Below are 25,031 nucleotides of genomic sequence, written 5' to 3' on the forward strand. Positions count from 1 at the left end.
GAGTTCACAGTGTCTGCGCGTATCCTGGTCGTCGATGACGTCCCTGCCAACGTCAAGCTGCTCGAGGCCCGCCTTTCCGCCGAATATTTCGACGTGATGACCGCCGCGAACGGCACCGAGGCGCTCGCGATCTGCGCCCGTGCCGAATGCGACATCATCCTGCTCGACGTGATGATGCCTGACATGGACGGCTTCGAGGTCTGTCGCCGCCTCAAGACCGATCCGGCCACGCATCACATTCCCGTCGTCATGGTGACGGCGCTCGACAGTCCGTCCGACCGCAACCGCGGGCTCGAGGCCGGCGCCGATGATTTCCTCACAAAACCCGTCTCCGACGTCGTCCTGATCGCGCGCGTGCGTTCGCTGACGCGGCTGAAGATGATGACCGATGAGCTGCGCATGCGCGCCATCACCTCGCTCGAGATCGGCATGCAGGCGCCCGAGCGCAGTGCCGTGGCCGACACCGGCAAGGGCGGCCGCATCCTGCTGGTCGACGATCGCGAGTCCTCCTACGAGCGGCTGGCGACGATCCTCGCGGCCGAGCACACCATCGATGTCGAGCCGAACCCGACGGAGGCGCTGTTCCACGCGGCCGAGGGCAATTACGATCTCCTGATCGTCTCGCTCGACCTCAACAATTTCGACGGCCTCAGGCTGTGCAGCCAGGCGCGCTCGCTGGAGCGCACGCGGCATGTGCCGATCCTGGCCATCGCGGACCCCGAGAACTCGACGCGGCTGCTCCGCGGCCTCGAGATCGGCGTCAACGACTATCTGCTGCGTCCCATCGACAAGACCGAGCTGCTGGCGCGCGCCCGCACCCAGATCCGCCGCCGCCGCTACACTGATCATCTGCGCGACAACGTGCAGAACTCGATCGAGATGGCGATCACCGACGCGCTCACCGGCCTGCACAATCGCCGCTACATGGAGAGCCATCTGGCAACACTGGCCGAGCAGGCCGCAACGCGCGGCAAGCCGCTGGCGCTGATGATCCTGGACATCGACTTCTTCAAGTCGATCAACGACAATTACGGCCACGACGCCGGCGACGACGTGCTGCGCGAATTCGCGGTGCGGGTGCGCAAGTCGATCAGGGGCATCGATCTCGCCTGCCGCTACGGCGGCGAGGAATTCGTCATCGTGATGCCGGAGACCGATCTCCACGTCGCCGGCATGGTCGCCGAGCGCCTGCGCCGCTCGATCGCGGGCGAGCCGTTCGCGATCCACAAGGGCGCCAAGCGCATCGAGGTCACGATCTCGATCGGCCTCACCACGCTGGAGCAGAAGGGCGAGGCGGTCGCCGACGTTCTCAAGCGAGCCGATACCGCGCTGTATCGGGCCAAGCACGACGGCCGCAACCGCGTGGTGTCGCAGGCGGCGTGAGCGCCGTCCGCGGCAAAATATGCGAAAACAACCCCATGCACAGTAGCCGACGCTAGCTAAATCAATGGCTTGCGCGGACAGCTGACGTCGACTACGGCGACCCGCGCAACTGGGTCGGTGAGGCGCCAAAGCGGCGACGGAAGGCCTGGTTGAAATACGAGATGTCGTTGAAGCCGCAGGCGTAGGCGATCTCGCTCACCTTGAGCCGGCCGTGCTGGCGCGAGGCGAGCGCCGCCCTTGCGCTTTGGAGGCGCAATTCCAGCACGCGCTCGGTGAAGCTCGCACCGGTCTCCTGCAGGAGAACCTGGATGTACCGGGGCGACAATCCGATCTTCTGCGCCAGGCTGCGCGGCGAGAACGCCGGATTGGTGAAGCTCGCCCTGATCTCGGCAAGGATCTCGCGCAGCCGCGCCGCGCGCAAGCCCCGCAGGCTGGCGACCTCGGCAGCATCGCGGCTGGCGCCCAAGGTGAGCGCGAGTAGATCGAGTACGGTCGTGCCGATGTGCCGGTCCAGATCGGGATCGTGCCCGACCTCGTCTGGGTCGAGCACGCTCTCCAGATAGCGCTTGAGATGACGCAGTGCCGGCTGGCCGGGATCGAGCGGCCTTGCCATGAGATCGTCGGCACGAGGAACGAGCTGCAGCAGACGGTCTCGGGCGATCGTCACGGTCGCCCATTCGCCCGGCGCCTCGACCATCATCTCGGCGGCCGCGCCGTTGGTCCCGAGGAACGCGCCGCCGGGGCCGGCCGCAGCATCCCGGCCGAACTGTGACAATTGTACTCGTGCCGTCCCGCGATTGAGCAGCAGGCAAAAAGCATCGTCAGGGCCACGCGCGATGGCGCTTGCCGACCGGACAAACCGTTTCAGCGTTCCATCGAACAACGCGACCCGCACATCGGAAAATTGCGCAAACTGAAATTGAGCCCGGAAGGCGCAGTCCTCGAAACGCGAATAGTCGACGCAGCAAGTCAGCGCCTCGAATTGCTCATGCCATTGCGCGAACCGCGCCGCGTCGCCGAGGCGCGCAGGAAGCTGGTCCGAGGTGAAACTGATCCGGTTCATCCTGACCTCGCGCGGTTCGGTCGCCCAGATGGCAGGGCCGCATGCACAACCAAAGTGACATCGCCTGTTTAGCGCGGCAATTTGGGTTTGAGGACAAGAAATTCCGGGCGCGCCGATGAATGCGCCGCAGCTAAAGTTCGCTGCGCTGGAGCGAAACCCGACGGCGGCTGCGAACAAGGCAAAGACGCGAAAGACCGCCTGCGCGTCAGCGTCCCTTCGCGGGCTTCCGGGCGCCATCCCCCACATCCACCCCTGCATTCCGCAGCAGCACCTTCGCCGCTTCCTTCGCCGCCCGGGCCATCGCCGGATCGTCGCGCACGAGATCCTGGGCAATGGAGCCGTCGACCAGGAGCACGAGCTGCGTTGCGAGCGCGTCCGCTTCCGTCACGCCGAGCTCGGTCAGGCGGTCGCGAAACCAGAGGCGGCGGCTTTCCTTGAAGGCCACTGCGATCTTCTTCACGGCGCGGTCCGCGGGCCCGAGCTCGGCGACCGCATTCACGAACGGGCAGCCGCGAAAATCCCTGGCCGCAAAACGCCGCTCCAGCGAATCGAAGGTGGCGAGGATCTGCTCGGCCGGCGGCTTGTCGGAAGGCGAAGCGTGCACGAAGCGGCGCTCCAGATAGGCCGTGATCAGCGCGTCCTTGGAGGGGAAGTGGTTGTAGAGTGTGCGCTTGGAGATGCCGATCTCCGCCGCGATGGTGTCGACGCCGACCGCGCGAATGCCTCGCAGATAGAACAGCTTGTCGGCGGTCTGAAGGATCCGCTCTTTCATCGTCTGTGGGGCGGGCGGGGGAGCCATGCAGCAGAAAAGGTCCTGTTCGCTTGACAGCACCTGCCAATCATAGCCTAAGTACACAGGTCTGTGTAACCAAAATCAACGGCAAAAGCAGACGGCGGCGATTGCGCCGTGCCCAAAGGGAGACGAAAATGCCCCTGCTGCAGGTCCTGCGTCCGACATTGCCCATCCTGATCGGCGCCTCGATCATGCTGACGCTGAGCATGGGGCTGCGGCAGTCGCTCGGCATCTTCATGCAGCCGCTGACGCATGACATCCACATCTCGATCTCGGACTTCACGCTGGCGCTGGCGGTGCAGAACCTCGCCTGGGGCTTTCTTCAGCCGCTCGCCGGCGCGATGACGGTGCGCTACGGCTTCCGCCCGATCATGATCGCGGGCTCGCTGATGTACATCGTCGGACTCATTCTGATGGCGACCGCGAACGGCCTCGTCAGCATCATGATTGGCGCCGGAGTCCTGATCGGGACGTCGCTGGCCTGCACCGCGGCTGCGATCGCGATGTCGGTGGCGGCCCGCGCGGTGCCTGCTACTGTGCGCTCCACCGTGCTCGGCATCGTCTCCGGCGCGGGCTCCCTCGGCGCGCTCTTGTCGGCGCCGATCGGGCAGATGCTCAACGAGGGTTTTGGCTGGCGCGCAGGGCTCGCCGGCTTCGTCGTCATGTCGGTCCTGATGATCCCCGCGGCGTGGTATGCCGGCCGCGTCGATCAGGTCCCGCTGCCCAAGCCCGCCGCCGACGACATCGGTGATGCCAGTGCGGCGGCGGTGACGAAGGCAGCGTTCGGCAACGCCTCCTTCGTGGTGATGACGTGCGCCTATCTCGTCTGCGGCATGCAGCTGGTGTTCCTCACCACGCATCTGCCGTCATATCTCGCCATCTGCGGCCTCGATCCGATGCTGAGCGCGCAGACGCTCGGCATGATCGGCGGCTTCAACGTGCTGGGCTCGCTGTTCTTCGGGTGGGCCGGCCAGCGCTGGAACAAGCTGGCGCTCTTGGGCGGCATCTACATCCTGCGCTCGCTGGCGCTCGCCTGGTACTTCATGCTGCCGGCGACCCCGTTCTCGACGCTGCTGTTCGGCGCCATCATGGGCTTCCTCTGGATGGGCGTCGGCCCGCTGGTCGCGGGCGCGGTCGCCGAGATGTTCGGCCTGCGCTGGCAGGCGATGATCCAGGGTCTTGCCTTCATGAGCCACCAGATCGGCAGCTTCCTCGGCGCCTACGGAGGCGGCGTGCTCTACGACGCGCTCGGCTCCTACACCATGGCCTGGCGCATCGGCGTCGCGCTCGGCCTTGCCGGCGGCATCGTCCAGGTGGCATTCGCGCTGGTCAGGCCGTCACAGCCGCCGGCGCCGGTGTTGCGGACGGCGTAGATAGCGGCGTGAAAACGCCATTGTCAGCTTGCGAGCTTTGAGCGGACGCCGCGTTGCTTGGCCGTGATGGGCCGCTTGTGACCCGGATCGGACTTAGGTCATGTCCATATCTCGGAAGCGGGACCCCTATTCAATCACTCGGTCCGCCATCAGAAGCACTTGCTCAGGGACAGTCAATCCCAATGCTTTTGCCGTCCGGAGATTGATCACGAACTCAAATTTGGTCGGCTGCTCAACCGGCAAGTCCGCTGGATTCGCGCCCTTTAGAATGCGGTCCACGTAGCCGGCTGCAAGTAGGAAGAGAGCCTTGAGGTCCGGCCCATAAGCCATCAATCCGCCCCGATCCGGGTAAGTGTTGACCTGGAATACCGTGGGCAGCCGATACTTCAGAGCAATTGATGGCAAGGCATCGCGCGGTGGGTCTGCAAGTACATAAACCACATCGCAATCCGCCGCTTTCATGTCTGCGAACGCCTTTTCAAGGTCTTCCGGGTTCGGCGCAACGAAGCGCTGCACCGAAATGCCGATGACCACTGCTGCCTTCGTTGCACTTTGTGCCATCGCCGGGTGCACCGGGTTATTTGAGGTGAGTACGCCGATTTTCTGTACCTTGGGAAAGAGCAGGCGAATAATGTCCAGCGTCTTGGTCGTGAGATCTGCGAACATATTCGCTGTGCCGGTTATGTTGCCTCCGGGCCTCGTGAAACTTTTGACGAAGCCTGAACCGACAGGATCGGTGGCTGGCGACATAACAATCGGAATCGTCGAAGTCGCCCTTTGTGCCGCCGCAATCGCAGGTGTCGCTTCAGCGATGATAACGTCCGGCTTCAGTGCGATGAGCTCCGAGACTAGACCGGGCAGCAGAGAGTAGTGACCTTTCGCCTCGCGCAGATCAATGATTAGGTCGCTTCCTTCCCGGTACCCCATCAACTTGAAGGCTTCTCTGAACCATCCGATAATTCGCTCGCCGGAGCCAGAGGTAACCAACCCGATGCGCCGCGGTCGCAATGAATCGGCATCTGCAACAGCAGCGATAGTAATCGAACAGGCCGTCGTAAGCACCGCGCGACGCGTTACTATTCGACTCACGAGCTTCTCCTGATGTCGAGAGTGGAGCGCGATTGCAGTTGTTTCCGTCGCTTTTCAGCCAAATTGTTGTTCGTTTCTTTGTGCCCGGGGCAGGATCTCAGTTTGGAGTCCTGCAATGTTAAAGCAAGTATTTTTTGCGTATCTCCTTGTTGTCATCAGCCCAATCTGCTCGGAAGCGGGACCTTACCGCATCAGCCAAGCGCCCGAATGCAATGTCATCATGCCATGTGACTTGTCGTCCACGCAGACGCGCGGTGAACGAATTTCACCCCATCCACTGCAGGCGTATCGCCCAAAACAACTTTAGCCACGGCCGAGAGCACAAGGGCGTTGCCTGCTGGTGCTCACAACCGGATTGTCGCCGGTCGGCCGACCGGCTGCCCTTCTTCGTTTTGTGGTTGTGGCCCGGCGCTGCGAGTGTTTGGTCGTGTGGTGCCTGAACTAAACCTCGCAGCCAACTGGCTACGCTTTCCGCGTACCTCGCCCGCGCTCGGCATGGTCGCGGCGCGACGCGGGCACGTGTTCGTTTTAGAACAGCATCTCGGAGGCGACATTTGGACGGCCTTTGACGCAACTCAGGCGGCCACGTCACGAGGATGCACCCGCGATCATTGCGCGGCTATACGGTTGTCAATCCTCACGCTGCGGGCTGAAACAGGGTGCACAACAGTTGGCCTAAAGGTCAGCTTCTGGCCCATCGACGACCATTCGGTGCGGTCGGCCGACCGCCACTTTTTGACCCCATGCGACCCGACACACCGTCGAGTATGCTCTTCAATGGTCTGTCACGGAACGGCGCCAACATGGTAGTCTATGCCTCCCATGAGCGCGGTCCTTGAGGAGGGACTTATGCGACGGCGGGAGTTCATCGGACGTTTCGGCCTTATTGGCTCAGCCGCATCAATACTGTTTGGTCAAGGCTCAAGCGCGCAGTCTGCGCCGAAACGTCCGATCATTGCGTGGGCGGGAGCTCCTCCCGCAGGTGCGCCCGAAGGCGCAAACGTGCCTCAATTCATACTGGACCTAGTATTTGGCAATTTTGTTAAAGGTCTTTTGGAGTTCGGTTACGAGCAAGGTCGAAACGTTGACGTCATAAAGCGATTTGACATGTTTGCTGACCGAGTAGCAACCATGGAAGAGATGGTGGCTCTGGTCAAACCAGATATCATCGTCGCGCCCGCGACGTTGCAAGCTGTCGAGGCCCGAAAGGCGACATCGACGATACCGATTGTCTGTGGCGCTCTCGCGGACGCGGTTCATCTGGGCTTGATTGCCAGCGAAGCTCGCCCTGGAGGAAACGTAACGGGCATTGAGCCCTACATTGCGGGATTGCCGACGAAGCAAATTGAACTCGTGCGAGAAATCGCGCCGATGGCGCGGCGTGTTGGACTGCTTACCAACATGAACGACCCCAAGGGCCCGCCCCAAGTTGGGGACTTGAGGGCAGCTTGCCAAAGTTTGGGCTTCAGCGTGGTCGAAACCGATGCCAGTACGGCGAACGACATTCCGGGTGCGCTCGCTGCGCTGGCGAACGAAAAGGTCGATGTCGTCGTTGTCATTCAGACTAATCTGTTGCTTGTCCGATGCGAGCAGATCGCCGCCATTGCCCTTGAAAAGCGGCTGCCGACCGTCTTCGGATATCGCGAGCACGTTATCCACGGCGGCCTCGTCAGCTATGGAGTTGACTTGCGCTGGTGTTATCGTCGCATCGGTTATTTTGTAGACAAGATTCTCAGGGGTGTTCGACCCGGTGACCTTCCCATCGAATTTCCCACCAAATTTTGGTTGGCAGCCAATCTCAAGACAGCAAAGACGCTCGGCGTGACCGTACCGACCGGCCTTCTCGCCCGCGCCGACGAGGTGATTGAGTAAATGCTGCGTTGCCGAGTCTGGTGTTGGCCCTTAGCTTCCGTTGGCGTGGTGCAGTTATGTGTCGCCTCACAGGGGGAGACCGGGCGTTTGCATCCGGGCGCAAAACCGACGTGAATGACCCGTAGCGGACTCTTTGCGTCTTCGCCTCTGGGCCACCGCTTGGACATCCTGCGTTGGTCGATACGACTCGAATGCACTCGCTAAACTTTACTAGACCAGAAATCGCGTATAGGTTGATCACGTCCAATACTTAGCGGGATTTTGGTTGTGCGTGTGCTGTGGTCGTCGGTCTTGATAGCACTGATTGTCGCAGAAATTCTCCTCTTCGCAGCCCAGCCCGATTGCGGCGAAAGGCATGTGCCTGTTCCTGGATTGTCCGGATGGCATTGTAGGCTGAAAGGCGATGGTCCAAGACCCTAAGGTCTTGATCGGCTGTCGAAGACGGAACAAACGTCCGCGACGGTGACCAACTCCGTACGGCTGTGGCTCGTTTGAGAACTTGCGATGAGCACTGAAGATGTCCGCTCATAGGGTCCGACCAGAAGCTAACGCGCCCAGACTAAATCGACGCGATTGACCCGAAGCGGACTAACGCTGCTTCACTAATATTGGGCACCCTAACGCCGCATTCGCCTGGGAGATGTCAGATTGAGCGATTTGGCGACAGAATTGGATCCCTTCATTGCGAAGGTCTTGCAGCATTGGGCTGTACCGGGAATGTCCGTTGCGGTCGTCCGCCGAGATGGTCCTGTTCTCGTTAGAGCCTACGGCGTGCGCTGTGTCGAGACGTCCATTTCTGCCGATGCCGACACCGCTTTTGGAATTGGCTCCTGTTCAAAAGCCTTCACATCCGCATTGGCTGCTGTGCTGGTGGACGCCGGTGCGATTGACTGGGACGATCCCATCCGGAAATATCTGCCTTCATTTGAGCTCTATGATCCTTGGATAAGTGATCACGTGACGTTGCGTGATTTGCTTGCCAATCGGACCGGACTGTCGCGTGCTAGTGCCGGGGAATACGGCTCCGACCTCAGCCGAGCGGAGATATTGTTTAATGCCCGCCACATTCAACCGGTAGCCGGATTTCGCGATCAATTTACCTATTCCAATATCGGCTACGCTGCTGCGGCTGAGGCAATGGCCCTTTCTGTGGGGCATCCATTTGACCGCATCTTAAACGACTATCTCTTGACCCCACTCGGACTGCGGCCCGGTAATATGTCACGTGCGGACGACAATGTTGCCGCTCCCCACTATCAAATCGAAGGCAAGGTTCGGGCTGTCCCTGCCATGTTCGTGGACAATCTGCTTGGAGCAATCGGTCAGACAATGAGTGCTCGTGAGGCAGCAACGTGGCTGCGCTTTCATCTCGCGGAAGGAAAATCATCCGCCGTCGGCTCGTCTCGGCAAATAAAAGAGACGCATCTGCTGCAAACTGCGCGCAGGGATCAAACGCTCAATGATGGTTATGGTCTTGGCTGGCACGTTCGCAACCGGCGCATTCAGCACGACGGCAGCATTCGCGGATTTCGAGCCAACATTTGGTGCGATTTGGCAGGCGGCCTGGCAATATTTGTAGCGACCAATCTCGGTTCAGGTTTCGCTCACTTCGCGGTTACCAATCGAATAATACAGCTAATGCGTGGTGAGACCGTAACGGACTGGATTACCCATTTCGATGAGGTCTTGCGGAAGGAATTCATTGACCGGGTTACAAGCTTCAATGAGGAAAAGCGCAAGGAACCGGTCTCTACATCTCGTTGGTCTCAGGAAGAGTTTGTCGGTACTTATAGACACGAAGGATTTGGCTTGCTCCACATCGAACCAAAAGACAACCATCTGTGGTTTCGCATTGATGGATTGTCCGGCTTTGACGGTCCGTTGATGCGCTTTTCGAGTTTGGGGTTTGAATATCAGGGTGAGCGAGATGCCATGGCTTTGGCTCGCATGGCATTTGCAAGCCCACCACAGGGTGACCGCGCGCGGCTTCGGTTTCAGAGCGACGGCCACACGATCCAAGGCCTGACGTGGGACGATTGGTTTGGCAGCGCGAGATTTGTACGAAGTTAGCTCCCAATCGTCGTATGTCCGGTCCTGGGCCCATCGCTGACATCAAGTGGGACTCCGTTGACGTCGTCTTCCGCGCGTAAAGCGGACGCGACAGTTCCAGGAGATAGTCGCTCTCGTGCTCTGGGCGTAGCGAGGTACCCCTTAGGATGTTGCGGCCTTCACCTTCATGGAGACGGGCAGCGGAAAGCGCAGCCCCCGTGCCCAAGCCGGGCGACGCGATGCGGGCTGCTTCTGCGGCAGCTTGCCGAAACGCGCGAGGGCTTGCATCAGCGCAGCCCGGATGGCCGGCTCGATCTTCGCGCAGATGAACCAGCAGACCAGCCCAAGCAGGCCGAGCGCGATCCAGAGTGCCGAGGTGGCATCGAAGCCTGCGTCGATCAGGGCACGAATGATCGCCGCGCCGATGACGTTGTGGGTGAGATAGAGCGGGTAGGTGATCAGTCCCAGCGTTCGCAAATAGGCCGGTGCTTCGGGTGCTGCGGCGCCCGCAGAGCGCCTGTTTCTCCTCGCGGCAAGGGCAATGAGGAGCACGGCAAGGGCCCAGACCATGATCGGCACGAGAGCCGATTGATCGGCGATGGCGGGGATCGAGGTCAGGAAGAAGGAAGCGAAGACGTAGATCTCCGCGGCGCCCGAGAGACAGGTGACGACAACGGCGAACTGCTCCAGCGCCGTCAATTCCCTGTTCGCGGAGATGAACAGCCAAATCCCCAGCGCAAAGAAGCAGCCATGGCTCAACAGGAAGGCCGCGCACGGCACCCGAAACATCAGGATGACCAGATAGGGCAGGTCGGACGGCGTCGTGCAGGACGCGACCAGCAGCGCGACGGCATTGAAGATCGCGCTGTAGATGGTGAGGCCGAAGGCCAGGTGCCGCAGCATGATCTTCCTCGTGCGCATCGCGCAGAACACGAGCCCATAGAACGCCGTCTCGGCGGCCAGCGTCCAATAGACCTCGTCGAGCCACTGGCCCGTGACGCCCTTGGGCACCATCAGCATGGCGTGGATGTAGGGCAGGATGAGCTCGGAGGCCGGACCAGTGCCGAACAGCAGCAGGACGAGGAAGGTCGCGGTGGCGCACACCCACACCGCCGGATAGAGCCTGAGCGCGCGGCCGAGCAGAAACGCGCCCGGTGAAGATGTGCTCGCGGAATTCGCAATGACGAAACCGGAGATCACGAAAAAGATCTCGACGCCGACCCAGCCGAACCACGTGAAGGCCGCGGCGGAGGGGTAGATCACGTCGGCGGCGACGGTGCGCTCGAAGCCGGGGACACCGATCGACGTCCAGGCCCAGGACCAGAACATCTGGTGGAAAATGGCAACGCCGAGCGCGGCGGCGAAGCGCAGCGGATCCAGCAGGGGCAAATGGCTCTTCACGGCAATCGACCGGATTCATGCGACGATGACGCAGGAGATAGTGAATCCGGTCAGGGTGCTCTGCGAGGTGGGTCACACATGCTCCAGCGCGCCGACTGTGCAGATCTCAGTGTGGGAGTAGATGTCCTCAGCTTTCGAGTCCCGGAGGCAGCGCAGCGTCACTTCCAACGAAGCGCTGCAGAGCCGGGGCCCATGTCTCCATGGTGCCGTGTTGGCTTCTGGGTCTCGGCTCTGCGCAGCAGCGTTGCACGCTGCAGCGCGTCCGGGACACGAGATGACACAAAATAAAACGGGGCCCGAAAGGGCCCCGCAAAACTCCTCGACGCTTAAGCCGATCTTACTTGATCTTGGCTTCGCGGAATTCGACGTGCTTGCGCGCGACCGGATCGTACTTCTTCTTGACCAGCTTGTCGGTCATGGTGCGCGAATTCTTCTTGGCGACGTAGTAGAAGCCGGTGTCGGCCGAGGACACGAGCTTGACCTTGATGGTGACCGCTTTGGCCATGTTCAGAACCTCAGGAATGAAGGGAATCTGGAGCCGGCCAAACGGCCCGCGTTGGCCGGCAACCTAGCCAGAAACCGCCTGATGTCAAGGTTTTAGGGGTCGAAAACTGCCCGAAACGGGCCCTTTACCCCTCGAAGAACCGGTTTTTCGGCCTGGGCAGGCCGAAATTCTCCCTCAAAGTGGGCCCTTCATACTCTTTCCGGAAAATCCCGCGCCGCTGCAGCTCCGGGACCACCTTGTCGACGAAATCGTCGAGGCCGGCGGGCAGGAACGGGAACATGATGTTGAAGCCGTCGGAGCCGCGCCCGACCAGCCATTCCTCCATCTGGTCGGCGATGGTTTTGGCGGTGCCGACAAAGGACAGCCCGCCATAGCCGCCGACGCGCTGGGCGAGCTGGCGCACGGTGAGCTTGTCGCGCCTGGCGAGGTCGACCATGCGCTGGCGGCCGCTCTTGCTGGCATTGGTTTCCGGAATCTCCGGCAGCTGTCCGTCCGGATCGAAGCCGGAGGCGTCGGTGCCGAGGATGACGGAGAGCGAGGCGATGGCGCTGTCGTAATGCACGCGGCTGTCGAGCAAGGCGCGCTTTTCCTTGGCCTCATCGACGCTGTCGCCGACCACGACGAAAGCGCCGGGCAGGATCTTGAGATGCTCGGGGTCGCGGCCGATCTTCTCCATGCGGCCCTTGATGTCGGCGTAGAGCTTTTGCCCGTCGGCGAGACTGCCGCCGCCGGTGAAGACAGCTTCCGCCGTTTCGGCCGCGAGCTGCTTGCCGTCTTCGGAGGCGCCGGCCTGAACGATCACGGGCCAGCCCTGCACGGGGCGGGCGATGTTGAGGGGACCGCGCACCTTCAGATATTTGCCGTGGTGGTCGAGCGTGTGCATCTTGGCGGGATCGAAGAACAGGCCGCTCTCGACGTCGCGCACGAAGGCATCGTCGGCGAAGGAATCCCACAGGCCCGTGACGACATCGTAGAACTCGCGGGCGCGCTTGTAGCGCTCGGCGTGCTCCATGTGATCGTCGAGGCCGAAATTCAACGCCGCGTCCGGGTTCGACGTCGTGACGATATTCCAGCCGGCGCGCCCGCCGCTGAGATGGTCGAGCGAGGCAAAGCGGCGCGCGACGTGATAGGGCTCGTCGAAGGTGGTCGAACCCGTCGCGATCAGGCCGATCCGCTCGGTGACCGCGGAGAGCGCCGACAGCAGCGTGAACGGCTCGAACGAGGTCACGGTGTGGCTGCGCTTCAGCGCATTGACCGGCATGTTCAACACGGCGAGGTGATCGGCCATGAAGAAGGCGTCGAACTTGCCGGCCTCGAGCTTCTGGATCAGGGTCTTGATGTGGCCGAAATTGAAATTGGCGTCGGGCCAGGCCCCGGGATAGCGCCAGGCGCCCGTGTGAATGCTGATCGGGCGCATGAACGCGCCAAGCTTGAGTTGCCGTTGTGCCATCGCCCGGTGTCCTTCTTCATTGTCGTTCGGAAAGACATAGGCACGCGCGGGAACTCCGCCATTGGCGGGAGCGGGAAGATTATTTTGTTTTTTGCAGCTCTCTCAGCACGTCATTCCGGGGCGCGCCGGCATGGCGCGAACGAGGGTGCGCGATTGCGCACCCAATGGGTCGCGGAGACGATGGATGAATGGATTCCGGGCTCGTGCTACGCGCGCTCCGGAATGACGAGAGGAGAGAGGCGCGCCCCGTAGTACAGCCTCAGCCCAAAATGTCCTTTTGCATCTTGCCGCCGTAGAAATGGAAGAACGGCACCGGCGCGTCGTGGCGGAGCGGGCCGGTGGCAAGACGGGTGTCGAGCTCGTTGAGCACGTTGCGCGTCATCGGATGCAGATCGGCCAGCGGCTTCGAGCCGAGCTCGACCCAGACCAATTCGACCAGCTCGGCATCGGCGTGGATGACGCCGTCGACGCGATGGGTGATCGCGGAGGCGTCCGCGGTGAAGAAGCGCGTGTCGAAGCGCTTGACGCGGCCGGGCGGGGTGATCGCACGGGCGATCAGGAACAGGCTGGAGGGATCGGGCAGCAGGCCGGCATCGGCGAATGGCTTCCAGGGACCGTCGAGCTTCGTTAGCTTGGCCTCGGTCTTGCGGCCGAGGCAGAGACCGGTCTCCTCGCAGGCTTCGCGGATCGCGGCAATCGCCAGCGACTTCGCGCGCGAGGCCGGCGTCTTCGGGCTGCCCTTGGCGAGATTGGCTTCCAGCTCGGCGGTGATCGGCGCGGCGCAGGGCACGCGATAATCGGCCTTGTCGACGCGTCCACCCGGGAAGACGAATTTCCCGGGCATGAACACTACCTTGTCGTGGCGTTTGCCGACCAGCACCTTCGGAATGGCGCCGCTGCGATCGACCAGGATCAGGGTCGCCGCATCCCGGGGGCGGAAATAGGGATGATGGTCCGCTTCCTTTTCCTCGTGGACCTTTGCCTTGTCCGCGACTTGCGCAATATCCGTCATGTCCTCACCCGAACTCTTCTTGCTTATTTGGCCTATACCGGCGGAATACCATCGGGAGGGCTCTCGTCAAACCCGTGCATACGCAGAGCCCATTGCAAGCCGACCACAGCTCCCTTCACCGGCTGCAGCAGCGCGAGCGAGGCGACGAAAGTGAAGGGCAGATAGGCCGCGAAGCTGATCCAGACCGGCGTGGTGTAATTGGTCTCGATCCACAAAACGGCCGGCACCACGATGTGGCCGACGATGACGATGACGAGATAGGCGGGCAGGTCATCGGCGCGGTGCGGCGTGAAATCGAGGCCGCATTTGGCGCAATTGTCTGCCGTCTTCAGGAAGGCGCGGAACAGCTTGCCTTCGCCGCAGCGCGGGCAGCGGCCGCGAAAGCCGCGCTTCATCGCCGCAAAGACATCGCGCTTCTCGACGAGGCCGCTCTCGCGCGTCCAGATTTTTGAGACCGTGCTCATCGTCACCATGCTTTGCCCTTCTTGCCCTTGGGTTTTCCCTTGGGTTTCCCCTTGTTCTTCTTCCCCTTGCCGGATTTTGGCTTCGACGGCTTGCGTTTTTTATCCGGGCTGCGTCCGGGATGGGCCTTGAACGAGGGGCGGCGTTGTGGACCAGGTCGCCTGCGGTCGCGCGGGTTCGTCTCACTGGAGGATGACAGCAGCTCGAAGCGCAGCGCGCCCGCAATGGGGGCGGCTTCGATCAGGCGGACATCGACGACGTCGCCCAGCTGATACATGGTGCCGCTGCGCGTGCCGATCAGCGCATGGCGGCTCTCGTCATAGTTGAAATATTCCGTGCCGAGGGATCGGATCGGGATCAATCCGTCGGCGCCGGTCTCGGCGAGCTTGACGAACAGGCCGGCGCGGGTGACGCCGGAGACGCGGCCCTGGAACCTGGCGCCGATGCGGTCGGCGAGGTGATGGGCGATCAGGCGGTCGACGGTCTCGCGCTCCGCCTTCATCGCGCGCCGCTCGGTCACCGAGATGTGGGCCGCGACCTCGCTCAGGGTTTCCGGCGTCTCGCTGTCGGGCAGGGCGCCTTCGCCGAGGCCGAGCGCGCGGACCAGCGCGCGGTGCACCACGAGGTCGGCATAGCGGCGGATCGGCGAGGTGAAATGCGCGTAGCGGCGCAAATTCAGGCCGAAGTGCCCGTAGTTCTCGGAAGAATATTCAGCCTGTGCCTGGGCGCGCAGCACCACCTCGCTGACCAGCGGGTAATAGTCATGGCCTTCGAGCTGGGCCAGCACGCGGTTGAACGTGGTGGGCCGCAGCGCGCCCGCTTTGGCGAAGGGAACGTCCAGGGTCTCCAGGAATTCCGCGAGGGCGTGGACCTTCTCCAGCGTCGGCTCGTCATGCACGCGGTAGATCAGCGGGAGCGACTTCTTCTCCAGCATCTCGGCTGCCGCGACGTTGGCGAGGATCATGAACTCCTCGATCAGCTTGTGCGCATCGAGACGCTCCGGCACCACGACGCGGTCGACCGTGCCGTCGCTCTTCAGCAGGATCTTGCGCTCGGGCAGATCGAGATTGAGCGGATCGCGCTCGTCGCGCGCGCGCTTGGCGCAGGCATAGGCGGCGTAGAGCGGCCTCAATATCGGATCGAGCAGGGGGCCGGTGGTGTCGTCGGGCCGTCCGTCGATCGCGGCCTGCGCCTGTGCGTAGCTCAGCTTCGCCGCCGAGCGCATCAGGATGCGGTGGAAGCTATGCGAGCGCTTGCGGCCGTCGGGCCCGAGCACCATGCGCACCGCGAGCGCGCCGCGTGGCTCGCCCGGCACCAGCGAGCAGAGATTGTTCGAGATCCGCTCGGGCAGCATCGGTACGACGCGGTCGGGGAAATAGACCGAGTTGCCGCGGTCGAGCGCGTCGCGGTCGAGCGCCGAGCCCGGTCGCACGTAGAAGCTGACATCGGCAATGGCGACGTTGACGATGAAGCCGCCTTTGTTGTTGGGATCGTCGTCTGCTTGCGCGTGCACCGCGTCGTCATGATCCTTCGCATCCGGGGGATCGATGGTGACGAGCGGCACGTCGCGCCAGTCCTCGCGTCCTTTCAGGTTCGCAGGCTCGGCGGCTTCCGCTTCGCGCTCCGCGGCGGAGGAGAATTGCAAGGGAATGTCGTGGGCGTAGATCGCGATCAGGCTGATTGCCTTCTCGGATTTGACCGAGCCGAGCTTTTCTTTGACCCGGCCGGAGGCGAGGCCGAAGCTGCGGGTGCGCACGATGTCGACGCTCACGAGGTCGCCATCCTGCGCGCCGTGGGTATCGGCTGCGGCGATGTTCAGCTCGCGGTCGGCGGCCTTCTTATCGACGGGGACGAGCCGCCCGCCGCCTTCGGGCAGGCTGCGGAAGACGCCGAGGATGCGGGACTTGGTCTTGTCGAAGACCTTGATGATGTGGCCGCGATAGGCCGGGCCTTCGGTCTCGTCCGAGCGCTCGACGCGCAGCAGCACGCGGTCGCGGACGCCGGCTGCGGTGCCGGGCTTGGGCCGGCGTGGCATCTCGATGAGGATCTTTGGCGGCTCGCCGCTCTCGACCTCGTCCCATTCGGTGGGGGAGGCGATCAGCTCGCCGTCACTGTCACGGCCGGTGATGTCGGCGACCAGCGTCGGCGGCAGCGTGTCCGGCTCGGACACCTTGTGGCGCTTCTTCTTGATTGTGCCGTCGTCGGCGAGCTCGCGCAGCATGCGCTTGAGCGCGATGCGATCGGCGTTCTTCAGGCCGAACTCGCGTGCAATGTCGCGGGTGCCGACGTTTCCTTGGTTTGCCTTGATGAAGGCGACGATGGCTGCCCTGTCGGGAAAGCCATGGTCATTCTTGCGTTTCACTTAACCTCTAATTGGTGCCGGCACTCTTCTTGGCCGGAGCCTTGGCAGCGGCCTTGGTCGGCGACGTCTTTGCGGTCGACGACACGGCGGCGCGCGCCTTGCTGGTGGATTCGGTTTTCGATTTGGCCGCCTTCTTCGCGGCCGGTTTCTTTGGCTTGGGCGGGGTGTCCTCGCCATCCGCAGCCTTCGCTGCGGTCTTCTTGGTCTTGGCCGGCTTGGCGGCCTTCTTGGCCTTCGCTTTTCCGCCGCCCTTGGCCGCGCGCTCGTCGATCAGTGCGATCGCCTGGGCGAGCGTGACGGTGTCCTTTTCGAACTCGGCCGGGATCGTCGCGTTGACGCCGCCCGCGGTGACGTAGGCGCCGTAGCGGCCGCTCTTCACGGTGACGGTGCCGAGGCTCGGATGATCGCCGATCGCCTTGCCGGGATCGGCGCCGAAGCGCCGGCTCGGGCCCTTGGCGACCTTCTCTGCGATGAGTGTGACCGCGCGGTTGAGGCCGATGTCGAACACCTCGTCGCCGCTCTCGAGGCTGGCATAGGTCTTCTCGTGCTTCACGAACGGCCCGAAGCGGCCGAGGCCCGCCGTGATCGGCTGACCTGTCTCCGGATGCTTTCCGATTTCGCGCGGCAGCGACAAGAGCTTCAGCGCAAGCTCGAGCTCGACATCGCCGGGCGAGGTGCCCTTCGGGATGCCGGCGCGCTTGGGTTTCTCGCCTTCCTCGTAGTCCTTCTGCTCGCCGAGCTGGATGTAGGGGCCGAAGCGGCCGGCCTTCACCCAGACATCGCGCCCCGTATCGGGATCCTGGCCGAGCGAACGGTCGGCGGTCTGCTCGCTGTCGGCGGCGAGCTGACGGGTGTAGCGGCATTCCGGATAGTTCGAGCAGCCGACGAAGGCGCCGAACTTGCCGGCCTTCAGGTTGAGCCGGCCGGTGCCGCAGCTCGGGCACTGCCTGATGTCGCCGCCATCCGCGCGGGGCGGATAGATGTGCTGGCCCAACATGTCGTCGAGCACGTCCAGCACCTGCGCGACGCGCAGCTCCTTGATGTCATCGACGGCGCCGATGAATCCGGTCCAGAAATCCTTCAGCACCTGCTGCCAGGAGATCTCGTTGTTGGAGATGCGGTCGAGCTGCTCTTCGAGCGAGGCCGTGAAATCGTACTCGACGTAGCGGGCAAAGAAGCTTTCGAGGAAGGCGACCACGACGCGGCCCTTGTCCTCGCCGTGCAGACGCTTCTTCTCCAGCTTGACGTAGCCGCGGTCCTTCAGGACCTGGAGGATCGAGGCGTAGGTCGAGGGCCGGCCGATGCCGAGCTCTTCCATGCGCTTGACCAGCGAGGCCTCGGAGAAGCGAGGCGGCGGCTCGGTGAAATGCTGGGTGACGGAGAGCGACTGCCGCTTCAAGGCGTCGTTCGGGCTCATCGCGGGCAGGCGGCGGGAGTCCTCGTCCTCCTCGTCGTCGCGGCCCTCCTGGTAGAGCGCGAGGAAGCCGTCGAACTTGACGACCTGGCCGGTGGCGCGCAGCTCCAGCGTGCGGGAGCCGGCCTTCGCGGCGATGTCGACGGTGGTGCGCTCGAGCTCGGCCGATTCCATCTGGCTCGCGATGGTGCGCTTCCAGATCAGTTCATAGAGCCGCGCCTGGTCGGCATCGAGCTTGCGGCTCATGCTGTCGGGGCGGCGCGACATGTCGGTCGGGCGGATCGCTTCGTGCGCCTCCTGGGCGTTCTTGGCCTTGGCCTGGTACTGCCGGGGGGCGTCCGGCACGTAGGCGTTGCCGTAATCCTCGCCGATCACCTTGCGCGCCTGGGTGATCGCCTCGGGGGCGATCTGCACGCCGTCGGTACGCATATAAGTAATGAGTCCTGTGGTCTCGCCGCCGATGTCGATGCCCTCATAGAGGCGCTGGGCGATCCGCATCGTGTGCGCCGGCGCAAAGCCGTATTTGCGGCTGGCCTCCTGCTGCAGCGTCGAGGTGGTGAACGGCGCCTGCGGATTGCGCCGGGCGGGCTTCGCATCGACCGCGGTGACTGCGTAGCTGGCCGCTTCCAGCGCCTTCTTGAAGTCTTCGGCTTCCGCGCCGGTGCCGATGTCGAGGCGCTGGATCTTCTTGCCGTCGGCGCCGACGAGGCGGGCCTCGAAGGCATCGCCGCGCGGGGTGAGCAGGGTCGCGATCAGCGACCAATATTCACGTGCGACGAACTTCTCGATCTCGAGCTCGCGGTCGCAGACGAGGCGCAGCGCCACCGACTGCACGCGACCGGCGGAGCGGGCGCCCGGCAGCTTGCGCCACAGCACGGGGGAGAGGGTGAAGCCGACCAGATAGTCCAGCGCTCGGCGCGCCATGTAGGCGTCGACCAGCGCGCCGTCGATCTCGCGCGGATGCTTCATCGCGTCCGTGACGGCCTGCTTGGTGATGGCGTTGAACACCACGCGCTCGATCTTCTGATCTTTCAGCGCGCGCTTCTCCTTCATCACCTCCAGCACGTGCCAGGAGATGGCCTCGCCCTCGCGATCAGGGTCGGTCGCCAGAATCAGACGGTCGGCGCCCTTCAGGGACTTTGCGATATCGTTGAGCCGGCTAGCCGCCTTGGGGTCGACCTCCCAGATCATCTTGAAATTGGCGTCGGGATCGACGGAACCGTTCTTCGCCGGCAGGTCGCGGACATGGCCGAACGAGGCCAGAACCTCATAGGACGAGCCCAAATACTTGTTGATCGTCTTGGCTTTCGCCGGCGACTCCACAATGACGATATTCATGTAGTTCCAGTAACTTACGGGAAAATTTGGGGCCGAAAACGAAAGGACTCGGGTCGGCCGTTTCGCCCCGAACATGGGTGGTGAGTCCGTTCCTGTCAAATCGAAGGGTGTTGAACGCCGGCTGGATGGGAAAAGTTTCATATCGAGAAAGTTGCAAAATACCACCTTGGAGTTGCGGCCGCTATCGGCGTATTCTCATTCGGGGCATGGATTCGGGTGGGGTCTGGTGACTAGGCCGGGAAAGAAACGGGCGCGCGCCGCATCAGGCGCGCCGGGAGGCTCGCGTCACGAGGAACCGGGCGAAGGCGGGGCCGATGAGGCGGTGGCCTTCATTGCTGAGCAGACGGCTGCCCTGCGCAAGCTCGCCGAGCGCCACAAGCTGCACGTGTTACATTATTTATTGGGCATGACGCAGCTGGAAGCCGACGAGCATTTGAGGCTGCGGAGCAAGCGCAAGCTGTCGTGAGGGTGGGCTCAGCGGAAGTTCGGAAACGTGCGCAGCGCAGCGTCGTGTCCTGATGCTCTGAGGGGGCCTACCAGGCGCGATGACATGCGGTTGGTCAGGCGAACATCCCGATTCGGCGCCCAAAATGCATGCCTAGAGCAATTCGGGCTGTGGTAGATTTGGCTTTCGCGAAACTGAGGTTTGCGGAGATGTCGATCAAACCGCTTCCGTTCGTGGCAACGGATTTGGCGCGAGCCCGCCATATCCTGAGGTCGTGGGGCTCCCTCAGGCGGCTCACGGCTGACGAGACCGATATTGTCGTACGCATGATTGCGCAGGGCTTCGCAGAGGGCAGAAAGCACGGCTTCGAGCTGGCCCTCGCCGAAGGGCCGATGCAAAGCAGCCTTGTGTCGGCGAGATGACGGACGCGCTCGACGCCAATTCGTAGATGCGACTGACACAATCCAGCAGGCGAAGCGGTGCGGGTGCGTGCTCGCATGCGCACGGCCATTGCGGAGTAGTCGTGGAGACAAGCATGTTCAGGGTGAAACGCGTTGTGCCACTGTTCGCGGTGATCGTCCTGGGGGCGCCGGCCGTCGGCCGCGACGACGGCCGTTACGCCAGCTCACCGCTCAAGTCGTGGTTCGAGAGTTTGCATAGCGAATTCGGACAGTGCTGCACAAATGCCGACGGATACATCGTTTCCGATCCGGATTGGGACACCGATGGCGTGCATTATCGCGTTCGCATCGACAATGAATGGGTGGATGTACCTGAAGCTGCCGTCGTCAAGCAGCCAAATCGTGCCGGCTGGACCATGGTGTGGAAGCATTACCTCGACGGGCACCCGAAAGTGCGGTGCTTTCTGCCAGGAAGCATGAGCTGATGTCGGGCTCCACATGTGCCGCGCCTGGAGCCGCACGGGCTCGCAACAACATGAGGCACCATTTGGGATCATGACGCCGAGCGCCGTCGCGGTGCCGGCCGCGGCTTCAGCGTGGTGTCGGCGGGGCTGAGCAGCCGCCCATCCTCGGCGTGCATTTCCAGCTTCTTCACCGGGCGCCCTTTCTCGCGATCCACCAAAATCGTCGCGATCTCCTCAGGGTGGTCGTCGAACTCTTCGCTCCATTGCCGCAGCGCCACCAGGATCGGGAAGGTGCCGCGGCCCTTCGGCGTCAGCACATATTCCTGATACGCGCTGCCGTCGGAGGCGGGGGCGGTGGCCAGAATGCCGTGGTCGACCAGCGAACGCAGCCGCACCGACAAGATGTTCTTGGCCATGCCGAGCTTGTTCTGAAACTCGCCGAAGCGGCGCAGGCCGAACAGCGCCTCGCGGATGATCAGCAGCGACCACCAATCGCCGATCGCCTCCAGCGAGCGCGCGATCGGGCAGGCATCGCCCTCGAAGCTCGTTCGTTTCACCATCGTTCCCGGTCCTGTCGCGTTCGCACGAACGCCGATCACGCGCTTGTGTGGTTGCATCATAAAACCATAGGCCCTAGATGGCAATCTGGTTTTATGATGCAACCACTGGAGGCGAATGTGAGACTGACGAACAAGACGGCCCTGATCACCGGCGGCAATAGCGGCATCGGCCTTGCGACCGCAAAACTGTTCGTGGCCGAGGGCGCCAAGGTGGTGATCACCGGGCGCAACACGGAGACGCTGGAGGTCGCTGCGAAGGAGCTCGGGCCGAACGCGCTCGCGCTCGCCGCCGATGCCACCGACATCGCCGCGACCGAAGCTGCGATCAAGCAGGGCTCCGAAAAGTTCGGCAAGTTCGACATCGTGTTCGCCAATGCCGGCATCGCCGGCGGCACGCCGCTGGGGTCGGCCACGCTCGACGTCTTCGAGAAGGTCATCAGCACCAACCTGACCGGCGTGTTCTTCACGGTGCAGTCGGCGCTGCCCTATCTCAACGACAACGCCTCGATCATCCTCAACGGCTCGGTGATCTCGGTGCTCGGCATTCCCGGCTATTCGGCCTATGGCGCCGCCAAGGCTGGCGTGCGGGCGATGGCGCGGATCATGGCGTCGGAGCTGTCGCCGCGCGGCATTCGCGTCAACGTGGTCGCGCCTGGTGCGATTCGCACCCCGATCTGGGGACCCGCGACCTCGACGCCGGAAGCCGAGAAGGCGTTCGAGAAGCGGATTGCGCTGACGACGCCGCTCGGGCGCATTGGTGAAACGGATCACGTCGCGAAGACGGTGCTGTTCCTCGCCTCGGACGATTCTGCACATGTGCAGGGCCAGGAGATCTTCGTCGACGGCGGCGCGGTGGCATCGCCGAGCGGCGCGCCGATCTATCGCGGCTGATCAAGTGAAGTGAAAATTGAATCGGTCGGCGCGACCGCCGCGGTTGCGCCGACCGGTGCCTGCATCTCCATAGCTGTATTTTCGTGAACCTTGCGTGAGGCGTTGAACCTTCGCGTGGTCTACCAAGACATTTTTACGGGCAGGGGTCACAAGACTCATTTTCAGGGAGCCCGTGATGCCAAAGGCAGCTCGCATTTTTCCGTCGATTTCAACACCGCGTATTTACACCGAAGATTCCACAGTTTCCGCCGGTCGTTCCGGCGCTTCCGAGTTGATCGGAGTGGCTCTTTTCGCCGGCATCGGCCTGTTCATATCGCTCGTCGCCGTCATCCTGGGAATTCAGGGCGCCTGGTTTTAGCTTCGCCGACAAGTCAGCCGCCGCCGGAGTCCGGCAGCGGCTGGTGTCGATGTGAATCTTACGCGGCGCGCAGGCTGGTGGCCGCCTGAAGCGCGCTGGCGATCGACTTCTCGCGATGCTCCGGTCCGACCTGGATGCCGTCGGCGATAATGAATTCGGGAGTCTGGATGCCCATGAAGCCGAAGACGCCGCGCAAGTAGCTTTCAAGGTGCTCCAGCGCCGCAGCGGGCGAGCCCGCGCCATAATAGCCGCCCCTCGAGATCGCGACGATCACGCGCTTGGCGCCGGCGAGGCCCTGCGGCCCGTTCGCGTCATATTTGAACGTCTTCCCCGCAACGAGAACGCGGTCGATCCAGACCTTGAGCTGGCTGGGGATTGTAAAATTGTACATGGGCGCGCCGATCACGACGATGTCGGCCGCGAGGAACTCGTCCAGCGCCGCCGCGCTCGCGGCAAGGTCGGGGCCGAGTTCCGCCGGTGCGGGCGCGCCTTGCGCAGCCGCCAAATGCGAGCCGGAGAGGTGAGCCAGCGGGGTCTGGGTCAGGTCGCGATAGACCACTTCCAGCGAGGGCGTCGCCTGGCGCAGCCGGTCGACGATGGCGGCGGAGACCTGCCGGGAGACCGAGTGAGGGCCGAGGACGCTGGAGTCAAGATGGAGGAGTTTCATTTGGGATCACCCTGGTATAAGTTTGTAACCAGAGCTACATGAGTGACTATAAAAATCCCCGCAAGAACGCACTTTTTTGAGCCATGGGCACATCTTTGGAACCGACATACACGGAATTGCCTGCCCCGCAGGCACCTCATCCGGATCATGCCGACTGCCGCGGCGTGGCCTCGGTGCTCGCGCGCGTCGGGGACAAATGGAGTGTGTTCGTCATCATGAACCTGAGCGACGGGCCGAAGCGCTTCAACGAGCTCAAGCGCATGATCAGCGGCATCTCGCAGCGGATGCTGACCCTGACGCTCCGCGGGCTGGAGCGTGACGGCCTCGTCACGCGCACGATCTTCCCGACCATTCCGCCGCGCGTGGACTACGAGCTGACCGATCTCGGCCGCGGCCTGCAGCAGCCGGTGAAGGCGCTCGGACAGTGGGCCATGGACCATCTGATGCAGATCGAGGCTGCACGGACGCGGTTCGATAAGCGCAACGACAGCTAGAGCAGGGACACCAATCCGCCGCCGTGGCGTTCGAGCTTTCCGGCGAGCTCGAGCTCCAGCAGCACCGTGCGCACGATCGCGGGCGAGGCGCCGGACATCCGCACGAGATCGTCGATCGAGATTGGCGCCGGGCCGAGCAGGCCTGTGATCTGGTCGCGGTCGTGGCCTTGCGGATCGCTCTCGAACGGCTCGCTGTCCGGCTCGCCCGCAGGGATCATCAGCGGCCGCTCCATGATCGGCTGCACTGCATTGATGATGTCGGCAGCTTCGGTGACCAGCGTCGCGCCCTGCTTGATCAGATCGTTGGCGCCGGCAGCGCGCGGATCGAGCGGCGAGCCTGGCACCGCGAACACCTCGCGGCCCTGTTCGGCGGCCATGCGCGCGGTGATCAGCGAGCCCGAGCGGTGCGCCGCCTCCACCACGACCACGCCGAGCGAAGCGCCCGAGATCAGCCGGTTGCGGCGAGGGAAATCACGGGCGCGCGGCTCATGGCCGAGCGGCATCTCGGAGATCGCAGCGCCCGCGTGATCGAGAATTGCCGTGAGCAGATCGCCATGCTCGGGCGGATAGATGCAGTCATGTCCACCTGCGAGCACGGCGATGGTGCCGCTCGCGACGCTGGCGCGGTGTGCGGCCTGGTCGACGCCGCGCGCCAGCCCGGAGATGACGACGAAGCCGGCCTCGCCGAGCTCATGCGCCAGGAGACCTGCGAATTTCAACCCGGCGCCGGAGGCGTTGCGCGAACCGACGATCGCGATCATCGGACGCATCAGGCTCTTGCTGTCGCCGCGCACCGCGAGCAGCGGCGGCGCATCGTCGATCATCGCCAGCCGTGAGGGATAACCGTCCTCGCCAGGCGCAAGCCAGGCGATGCCGAATTTGCGGCTTGCGGCAAGCTCGGCCCTGGCTTCATCTGCGCTGCAGATGCGCCCAGACCGCTGCGCGCCGCCGCGTCGCGCCAGATCAGGCAGCCGCTCCAATGCCGCGCGCGCCGTGCCGAAATGATCGACCAGCGAACCGAAGGTACGCGGGCCCACATTGTCGGAGCGGATCAGCCGCAGGCGGTCGATCCGCTCGGCCTCGGTCAGCTCTACGCTCGGATTGATGGCGTCCACGGCGTCTCCTTGTGGGGGCAGCATGGAACAACCTGAGGGCGTTACGCAACAGCGACGTGCGCTTGCGCGG

23 protein-coding genes are annotated in these 25,031 nt (G+C 63.2%); 10 read left to right on the forward strand and 13 right to left on the reverse strand.

The genetic code is table 11. The features are described from left to right. The first annotated feature begins 9 nt into the window (after positions 1-9). The gene (locus AC0WRY_RS14775) at positions 10-1,383 is read left to right on the forward strand and encodes a PleD family two-component system response regulator (protein WP_194407672.1); all 1,374 of its coding nucleotides are present in this window, start codon (positions 10-12) and stop codon (positions 1,381-1,383) included. A 91-nt stretch (positions 1,384-1,474) separates the two neighbouring features. Here the strand turns inward: AC0WRY_RS14775 and AC0WRY_RS14780 are convergent, their stop codons facing one another. After that, positions 1,475-2,446: an AraC family transcriptional regulator gene (locus AC0WRY_RS14780; RefSeq protein ID WP_491123285.1), complete on the reverse strand. Its 972-nt coding sequence runs from the start codon at positions 2,444-2,446 to the stop codon at positions 1,475-1,477. 205 nt (positions 2,447-2,651) lie between these two features. Continuing rightward, positions 2,652-3,245, reverse strand: a complete 594-nt coding sequence (locus AC0WRY_RS14785) for a TetR/AcrR family transcriptional regulator (RefSeq protein ID WP_491123286.1) — start codon at positions 3,243-3,245, stop codon at positions 2,652-2,654. Positions 3,246-3,373: 128 nt separating this feature from the next. On the opposite strand from AC0WRY_RS14785, the gene AC0WRY_RS14790 reads away from it, so the two are divergent. Beyond that, the gene (locus AC0WRY_RS14790; protein ID WP_491123287.1) at positions 3,374-4,612 is read left to right on the forward strand and encodes an MFS transporter; all 1,239 of its coding nucleotides are present in this window, start codon (positions 3,374-3,376) and stop codon (positions 4,610-4,612) included. 126 nt (positions 4,613-4,738) lie between these two features. Here AC0WRY_RS14790 and AC0WRY_RS14795 read toward each other — a convergent pair whose 3' ends face one another. Next, on the reverse strand, positions 4,739-5,701 hold the full coding sequence (locus tag AC0WRY_RS14795; RefSeq protein WP_259206211.1) for an ABC transporter substrate-binding protein: 963 nt from the start codon (positions 5,699-5,701) through the stop codon (positions 4,739-4,741). An 849-nt stretch (positions 5,702-6,550) separates the two neighbouring features. On the opposite strand from AC0WRY_RS14795, the gene AC0WRY_RS14800 reads away from it, so the two are divergent. Then, positions 6,551-7,573, forward strand: coding sequence for an ABC transporter substrate-binding protein (locus AC0WRY_RS14800; RefSeq protein ID WP_491123288.1), 1,023 nt, complete (start codon positions 6,551-6,553; stop codon positions 7,571-7,573). Between the two features lie 648 nt (positions 7,574-8,221). After that, positions 8,222-9,643: a serine hydrolase gene (locus AC0WRY_RS14805; protein WP_194407678.1), complete on the forward strand. Its 1,422-nt coding sequence runs from the start codon at positions 8,222-8,224 to the stop codon at positions 9,641-9,643. Positions 9,644-9,784: 141 nt separating this feature from the next. On the opposite strand, the gene AC0WRY_RS14810 is transcribed toward AC0WRY_RS14805, so the two are convergent. The 7 genes from AC0WRY_RS14810 to topA form a co-directional block, all read right to left on the reverse strand. Next, complete coding sequence (locus AC0WRY_RS14810; protein WP_491123289.1) at positions 9,785-11,023, reverse strand: acyltransferase family protein; 1,239 nt, start codon at positions 11,021-11,023, stop codon at positions 9,785-9,787. A 337-nt stretch (positions 11,024-11,360) separates the two neighbouring features. After that, a complete protein-coding gene (gene rpmG, locus AC0WRY_RS14815; protein ID WP_007603295.1) occupies positions 11,361-11,528 on the reverse strand; it encodes a 50S ribosomal protein L33 in 168 nt (55 codons plus the stop codon). A 124-nt stretch (positions 11,529-11,652) separates the two neighbouring features. Beyond that, the gene (locus AC0WRY_RS14820; RefSeq protein WP_194407680.1) at positions 11,653-12,978 is read right to left on the reverse strand and encodes an LLM class flavin-dependent oxidoreductase; all 1,326 of its coding nucleotides are present in this window, start codon (positions 12,976-12,978) and stop codon (positions 11,653-11,655) included. 259 nt (positions 12,979-13,237) lie between these two features. Next, complete coding sequence (locus tag AC0WRY_RS14825; RefSeq protein WP_194407681.1) at positions 13,238-13,990, reverse strand: NUDIX hydrolase; 753 nt, start codon at positions 13,988-13,990, stop codon at positions 13,238-13,240. Positions 13,991-14,022: 32 nt separating this feature from the next. After that, a complete protein-coding gene (locus AC0WRY_RS14830) occupies positions 14,023-14,463 on the reverse strand; it encodes a DUF983 domain-containing protein (protein WP_491123290.1) in 441 nt (146 codons plus the stop codon). Next, complete coding sequence (rnr, locus tag AC0WRY_RS14835) at positions 14,457-16,814, reverse strand: ribonuclease R (protein WP_491123291.1); 2,358 nt, start codon at positions 16,812-16,814, stop codon at positions 14,457-14,459. Before rnr ends, AC0WRY_RS14830 begins: the two co-directional genes overlap by 7 nt. A 7-nt stretch (positions 16,815-16,821) precedes the next feature. After that, positions 16,822-19,566: a type I DNA topoisomerase gene (gene topA, locus AC0WRY_RS14840; protein ID WP_491123292.1), complete on the reverse strand. Its 2,745-nt coding sequence runs from the start codon at positions 19,564-19,566 to the stop codon at positions 16,822-16,824. Positions 19,567-19,639: 73 nt separating this feature from the next. Here topA and AC0WRY_RS14845 point away from each other — a divergent pair, with 73 nt between their 5' ends. From AC0WRY_RS14845 to AC0WRY_RS14855, 3 genes are all read left to right on the forward strand, one after another. Beyond that, complete coding sequence (locus AC0WRY_RS14845) at positions 19,640-20,032, forward strand: hypothetical protein (protein ID WP_491123293.1); 393 nt, start codon at positions 19,640-19,642, stop codon at positions 20,030-20,032. Positions 20,033-20,220: 188 nt separating this feature from the next. Then, the gene (locus AC0WRY_RS14850; RefSeq protein ID WP_491123294.1) at positions 20,221-20,433 is read left to right on the forward strand and encodes a hypothetical protein; all 213 of its coding nucleotides are present in this window, start codon (positions 20,221-20,223) and stop codon (positions 20,431-20,433) included. Positions 20,434-20,546: 113 nt separating this feature from the next. After that, on the forward strand, positions 20,547-20,897 hold the full coding sequence (locus AC0WRY_RS14855) for a hypothetical protein (RefSeq protein WP_063194916.1): 351 nt from the start codon (positions 20,547-20,549) through the stop codon (positions 20,895-20,897). A gap of 68 nt (positions 20,898-20,965) precedes the next feature. Here AC0WRY_RS14855 and AC0WRY_RS14860 read toward each other — a convergent pair whose 3' ends face one another. Beyond that, positions 20,966-21,436, reverse strand: a complete 471-nt coding sequence (locus AC0WRY_RS14860) for a winged helix-turn-helix transcriptional regulator (protein WP_491123295.1) — start codon at positions 21,434-21,436, stop codon at positions 20,966-20,968. 117 nt (positions 21,437-21,553) lie between these two features. Between AC0WRY_RS14860 and AC0WRY_RS14865 the strand changes: the two genes are divergently transcribed. Next, positions 21,554-22,327 carry an SDR family oxidoreductase gene (locus AC0WRY_RS14865; RefSeq protein WP_491123296.1) on the forward strand — a complete coding sequence of 258 codons (774 nt, stop codon included), beginning with the start codon at positions 21,554-21,556 and terminating at the stop codon, positions 22,325-22,327. A 175-nt stretch (positions 22,328-22,502) separates the two neighbouring features. Next, positions 22,503-22,685, forward strand: coding sequence for a hypothetical protein (locus tag AC0WRY_RS14870; protein WP_194407689.1), 183 nt, complete (start codon positions 22,503-22,505; stop codon positions 22,683-22,685). 58 nt (positions 22,686-22,743) lie between these two features. On the opposite strand, the gene AC0WRY_RS14875 is transcribed toward AC0WRY_RS14870, so the two are convergent. Then, on the reverse strand, positions 22,744-23,352 hold the full coding sequence (locus AC0WRY_RS14875; RefSeq protein ID WP_491123297.1) for an FMN-dependent NADH-azoreductase: 609 nt from the start codon (positions 23,350-23,352) through the stop codon (positions 22,744-22,746). Between the two features lie 83 nt (positions 23,353-23,435). Here AC0WRY_RS14875 and AC0WRY_RS14880 point away from each other — a divergent pair, with 83 nt between their 5' ends. Beyond that, positions 23,436-23,846, forward strand: a complete 411-nt coding sequence (locus AC0WRY_RS14880; protein WP_491123298.1) for a winged helix-turn-helix transcriptional regulator — start codon at positions 23,436-23,438, stop codon at positions 23,844-23,846. Here AC0WRY_RS14880 and dprA read toward each other — a convergent pair. Further along, complete coding sequence (gene dprA, locus AC0WRY_RS14885) at positions 23,843-24,985, reverse strand: DNA-processing protein DprA (RefSeq protein ID WP_194407692.1); 1,143 nt, start codon at positions 24,983-24,985, stop codon at positions 23,843-23,845. The two genes, AC0WRY_RS14880 and dprA, sit on opposite strands and share 4 nt — an antisense overlap. Between the last annotated feature and the right edge of the window lie 46 nt (positions 24,986-25,031).

The organism is Bradyrhizobium sp. T-12 (assembly GCF_058314695.1).

Bases quoted from the DNA above. Each gene is read 5' to 3' on its own strand.
- AC0WRY_RS14780 (WP_491123285.1), bottom strand. From the start codon at position 2,446: ATGAACCGGATCAGTTTCACCTCGGACCAGCTTCCTGCGCGCCTCGGC.
- AC0WRY_RS14785 (WP_491123286.1), bottom strand. From the start codon at position 3,245: ATGGCTCCCCCGCCCGCCCCACAGACGATGAAAGAGCGGATCCTTCAG.
- AC0WRY_RS14790 (WP_491123287.1), top strand. From the start codon at position 3,374: ATGCCCCTGCTGCAGGTCCTGCGTCCGACATTGCCCATCCTGATCGGC.
- AC0WRY_RS14800 (WP_491123288.1), top strand. From the start codon at position 6,551: ATGCGACGGCGGGAGTTCATCGGACGTTTCGGCCTTATTGGCTCAGCC.
- rpmG (WP_007603295.1), bottom strand. From the start codon at position 11,528: ATGGCCAAAGCGGTCACCATCAAGGTCAAGCTCGTGTCCTCGGCCGAC.
- AC0WRY_RS14820 (WP_194407680.1), bottom strand. From the start codon at position 12,978: ATGGCACAACGGCAACTCAAGCTTGGCGCGTTCATGCGCCCGATCAGC.
- AC0WRY_RS14825 (WP_194407681.1), bottom strand. From the start codon at position 13,990: ATGACGGATATTGCGCAAGTCGCGGACAAGGCAAAGGTCCACGAGGAA.
- AC0WRY_RS14830 (WP_491123290.1), bottom strand. From the start codon at position 14,463: ATGGTGACGATGAGCACGGTCTCAAAAATCTGGACGCGCGAGAGCGGC.
- topA (WP_491123292.1), bottom strand. From the start codon at position 19,566: ATGAATATCGTCATTGTGGAGTCGCCGGCGAAAGCCAAGACGATCAAC.
- AC0WRY_RS14845 (WP_491123293.1), top strand. From the start codon at position 19,640: ATGGGTGGTGAGTCCGTTCCTGTCAAATCGAAGGGTGTTGAACGCCGG.
- AC0WRY_RS14850 (WP_491123294.1), top strand. From the start codon at position 20,221: ATGTCGATCAAACCGCTTCCGTTCGTGGCAACGGATTTGGCGCGAGCC.
- AC0WRY_RS14855 (WP_063194916.1), top strand. From the start codon at position 20,547: ATGTTCAGGGTGAAACGCGTTGTGCCACTGTTCGCGGTGATCGTCCTG.
- AC0WRY_RS14860 (WP_491123295.1), bottom strand. From the start codon at position 21,436: ATGGTGAAACGAACGAGCTTCGAGGGCGATGCCTGCCCGATCGCGCGC.
- AC0WRY_RS14870 (WP_194407689.1), top strand. From the start codon at position 22,503: ATGCCAAAGGCAGCTCGCATTTTTCCGTCGATTTCAACACCGCGTATT.
- AC0WRY_RS14875 (WP_491123297.1), bottom strand. From the start codon at position 23,352: ATGAAACTCCTCCATCTTGACTCCAGCGTCCTCGGCCCTCACTCGGTC.
- AC0WRY_RS14880 (WP_491123298.1), top strand. From the start codon at position 23,436: ATGGGCACATCTTTGGAACCGACATACACGGAATTGCCTGCCCCGCAG.
- dprA (WP_194407692.1), bottom strand. From the start codon at position 24,985: ATGCTGCCCCCACAAGGAGACGCCGTGGACGCCATCAATCCGAGCGTA.